Consider the following 4,005-nt stretch of genomic DNA (forward strand, 5'->3'; position numbering starts at 1 on the left):
CAAAACCGGGGAGAAGGGGAATTGTAAGAGTGGTTAGGTGGAAAGGGAGTCATAAGAGGGAAGGGAATGGCAAAGTATTTTACCACCTCTTATAACTAGGCGATTACACTGTGGGCGAGACAGCAATTCACTGAAGTGACGGGCGGAAAATATGATAAAATCAGCGTCACGGCCGGGGCTTATTTGCCCGAGATGTGGCAGATTCATGATTTGGGCAGGGATACGGGTGACAGAATCAATCCAGTCACTGTAAGGGGTATCTAAGTGGGCGATTCTGACTGCCTGGTTAAAGACTTCTAACAGATCGTAGTCGCCGAAGGCAAAAAAGGCATCCCTACAATTGTCACTGGCAAAGGCAACATTTATCCCCGCTTGTTTCAACTCTTTGACTCTAGTAATGCCTCGCCAGAGGGGAGTGGTGTCGGGTTTTCTGTCTTGGAGGTATAGGTTACAAAGGGGAAGGCTGACAATGGAGATGGGTGTCTGGCGGAGGAGGGATATGGTTTTACTAACCACTTCTGGGGATTGTACTGCTAGACTGCAACAATGTCCACAGAGAATGGGATGAGGGAAGTTGGTTTTTAAAGCCGTCTCTGCAATTTTCTGCAAACAGATAGAATCCCGATTACCGTTTTCGTCGGCATGAAAGTCTAGGGGGAGATGTCTTTCTTTAGCTAACTGAAATACCGTTAACAGTTGTCTGTCAATTTCAGGATTCATATAGGCAACTCCCCCTAATATCCCCCCAACAGAGGCAATGGTGTCGGCTAGTTTTTCTCCCTGTAAAGTGAGAAAATAGTCTAGACTTACAAGGCTAACTACCTGGAGGATAATCTTGTCTTTCCATTTTTCCCTTAACTGTTGCCATACCCTCAGACTTACTTTCCCTTTTTCGCCATCACAGTCTAGATGAGTTCGTATTGCTATTGTACCGTGACTATATGCGCACTGGAGGGCAAAATCCATACGTCTGTACAAGTCTCCCTCATCCCATTTCCCCTTATCCCTTTCTAGGGTTTCTAAGGCGGTATTGAAGTCTCCTTGTAGGTTGGGTGCACGCTCGACGGTGTGAGTTTTATCCAGATGGGTATGGCAGTCGAGGAAGCAGGGTAGGAGGATTTTTTTTTGTAAATCGATGCCTACGGTATCAGGATGGGAGGGGATGATTTGATGGATCCTTCCTTCTACTATTTGCAAGTCGCACAAAGTAAGATTCTCTCTGGTGTATCCCCGAAACAGATGACGGATGCCACTGTCAATGAGGGAAATGGGAATGTGGGCATTTTTCAACCAGTATTGGCGGGGGTTTTTTTCCATTGGGTTTTTGTCCATCTTCACAGAGAGTTGGTTTAACAGCTAATTTATCATCTTTTTTACAGCAGGAATACCCCCCCACATTGTGATATGAATTGAGTTACAAAAACTTGAATTTTTGTTAAAAACAATTCAGACTACGGCCTGGTACACTGGGACAAGAGGGTTTTAATATCCCCCACAACCAAGGCCCTCCAGCCTCCCCGTGGGGCCTAGGGTATATAATGACTATACTAAACCCCCTGTTGGCTTCTTCTAGACGACCAGTTTACAGTCCATACCAGAGTTTTTCAATTTCTGTGATAACTGTTTGATTTGGTGGTGGCTGTATCTTGACTGGAAGACTATATTCTACCCCGGGTATGGACTTAGTCCAAGGGGTGTTGGGTAATTCTTTTATGCCCATGGGAATAACGGGGCGAAAACCGTATTTTGCCAGCACTACTTGTTGTTCTTTTTCTGTTAAGTAATCGAGGAATTTTTGGGCAGATTTTGCCACGGATTTGCCTATATTTTTCTTGACAACCGCCCCAGTTATAGTGGTTTCTATTGTAGGGTTTGGATAGTAGATTTTATAGGGTTTTTTCTGGCCTTCTTTGGCCTGTTGCCATCGGTAAAGTGCTATGCTTTCATAAACAGTAGCTACGTCAGCATCGTTTGGACCTCGGGCTATGAATTCTTGTAGTAAAATATCAGTAGACCTAGGAGGCTGATAGACGGACTTTTTAACCAGTTTGAATAAATCCTGTACTTCTGGCTTGTTGACATCGTTGGGGGAGATGTTATTATTTTTTAACTTGTCTTGCGCCCACAGGTATAATGTTAATTGTCCACTATTGGAGCGGGTGGGATCTGTTATAACTAGGTTAAAACTGCCCCATTCACTTTTGCCTCCTATTTTGCCCCAATCTCGCAGATTAATAGCTTTTTCTATCTGATTCCAGTCAAATTTGTCGCCAGGAAACAGTATATTTCCTCTTTCTTCCCAGCCTACCCCCACCATTACGGTTTTGGCTATAGGCTTGGGGGTGTCATAGAATACTTCTGCTTCCCCTTGCGCCTTCAAAGTTGTTTCCAATTCTTTTAGCAACTCCCCGTTAGCCGGCATCAAAATTGCGGCCTTAAAGTCGTTTTTTTCCTGGATAAAATTCGATATAATATCCTGAGATCCTTGAACCTTTAATTCAATTTCTATGTTGGGGTATTCGTCTTCAAACTTGTCTTCGATTTCCTCTAATGCTTCTGCCAATTCTGACCCGATCACCACATTCACCGTAGTTTTAAGAAAAGGAATAGGCAGATAAGTTAAACCTAAACCTGCCAAAATAATCCCTATAGATGTTAACTGTTTTTTAGGGTCTTTTTTGACTTTAATTTCCCCTCTTCTACCACCAGAAGTCATTGACGCGTTATTGCGGGTTGGTATGAGTAGTCTGATAAGCAAATTCTCCCTATCACTGGTCATTTTTATCACCTTCCAAAGTCCAATCCGTTAAAAATGTTTTCTCCTGTAATTCACTCAGCTGTTGAGTTAATTCTTGTAGTTCATTTAACGTGCTGACATTTTGTAAATCTGCTCTTCGTAGTTTATTCTGTAGCTCCTGCAGAATACCAGCGGCCTCTGTGAGCATACTGGTAACAGAAAAAACCTGGGCTTGCCTGGCAGATTTTGCCTGTTCAGTGAGTTCGATGTTGCGCAACAAATTCATTTCGATTTGTTTTAGTTTTTCCAGTGCGACACCAGTTGCACCTTTTTGTCGCTTCCTATTTTCCCTTAGTTTTGCTTGTAAATTTTCCAGGGATAGTAGGGAATCATCTCCAGACAATCTGTTACTCAATTCTTCTATTTTCTGTGGAAGTTCTAATATTCTATCACACATGTACTCCACAGAAGTAAGTAAATCCATTTGAGATGCTTCCCGGAGCAAAGTTTGTGCTTCCTGACGCAAACTTTCTGCTTTTTCTATTAGGTTTAATGCTTCCTGTTTTGCCTCTTCTAATTCTTTTGCCAGACTTTCATTGCCGATTTGAGAGGAAGAAGACTGCCTATTATACTCCCTTTGATGGAGAAAACCGGCAGCTACAAAGCCAGCAATGACTGAAGTTGGCAACATCAGATAACTAGGTAAGCCGACTATCCTCACGCCGGAAAAGAGAATAACACTCCCGGCCGCCACTGCCAAGGGATAGTTAAGGGGATTTGTCAGTCTTAGCATACAATATCTCCTTAGAATTCTAGTTGAATATTAGCCATTAATTCCTGGATGGTTTCCGGCCTGCCATGGCGATAATAACCCCCATTTAACTTAGCAATTCTTTCCAACACTTGGGGATTAAATTCTCCTTCCTTGCCATAACCAATAGTGAAGAAGGCAATCCTTTCATCACTGTTGAAACCACTTTGTTGTAGTTGTTTTTCCAACTCCTCCAGAGTTATCTTGCTAGTGGTATCATCGCCGTCACTGAGAATAACAACGGCATTGATGGCATTGGGTTTAACATTTTGGCGCAACCAGTTTCTGGCAAACAGGGCGCTATCATATAGACTAGTACCCCCATGTGCCTTCAAACTACTAATATAGGCAATCCCCTTATTTTTGCTTTCTGGTGTGCCCTTTACTAGTACAGGCTGATGTATTCTATCATCAAAAGGTATAATGACAATTTCTTCTTTTGGGCCGAGATTGTTAA

The 4,005-nt window shown here is 42.8% G+C and carries 4 protein-coding genes; all 4 read right to left on the minus strand.

The window, feature by feature from the left end:
- Positions 1-33: 33 nt before the first annotated feature.
- Positions 34-1,317, minus strand: coding sequence for a cytosine deaminase (locus tag IGQ44_08420; protein ID HIK37999.1), 1,284 nt, complete (start codon positions 1,315-1,317; stop codon positions 34-36).
- Positions 1,318-1,582: 265 nt separating this feature from the next.
- Positions 1,583-2,716: a substrate-binding domain-containing protein gene (locus IGQ44_08425; GenBank protein HIK38000.1), complete on the minus strand. Its 1,134-nt coding sequence runs from the start codon at positions 2,714-2,716 to the stop codon at positions 1,583-1,585.
- 52 nt (positions 2,717-2,768) lie between these two features.
- A complete protein-coding gene (locus tag IGQ44_08430) occupies positions 2,769-3,530 on the minus strand; it encodes a hypothetical protein (protein HIK38001.1) in 762 nt (253 codons plus the stop codon).
- Positions 3,531-3,541: 11 nt separating this feature from the next.
- Positions 3,542-4,005, minus strand: a 464-nt coding sequence (locus tag IGQ44_08435; protein HIK38002.1) for an Mg-chelatase subunit ChlD, incomplete at its 5' end; no start/stop codon positions are given.

It is taken from the genome of Geminocystis sp. M7585_C2015_104 (assembly GCA_015295805.1).
In the GTDB taxonomy this organism is placed as follows: domain Bacteria; phylum Cyanobacteriota; class Cyanobacteriia; order Cyanobacteriales; family Cyanobacteriaceae; genus DVEF01.

Coding starts and splice junctions, on each gene's coding strand:
- IGQ44_08425 (HIK38000.1), bottom strand. CDS start 2,716: ATGACTTCTGGTGGTAGAAGAGGGGAAATTAAAGTCAAAAAAGACCCT.
- IGQ44_08430 (HIK38001.1), bottom strand. CDS start 3,530: ATGCTAAGACTGACAAATCCCCTTAACTATCCCTTGGCAGTGGCGGCC.
- IGQ44_08420 (HIK37999.1), bottom strand. CDS start 1,317: ATGGAAAAAAACCCCCGCCAATACTGGTTGAAAAATGCCCACATTCCC.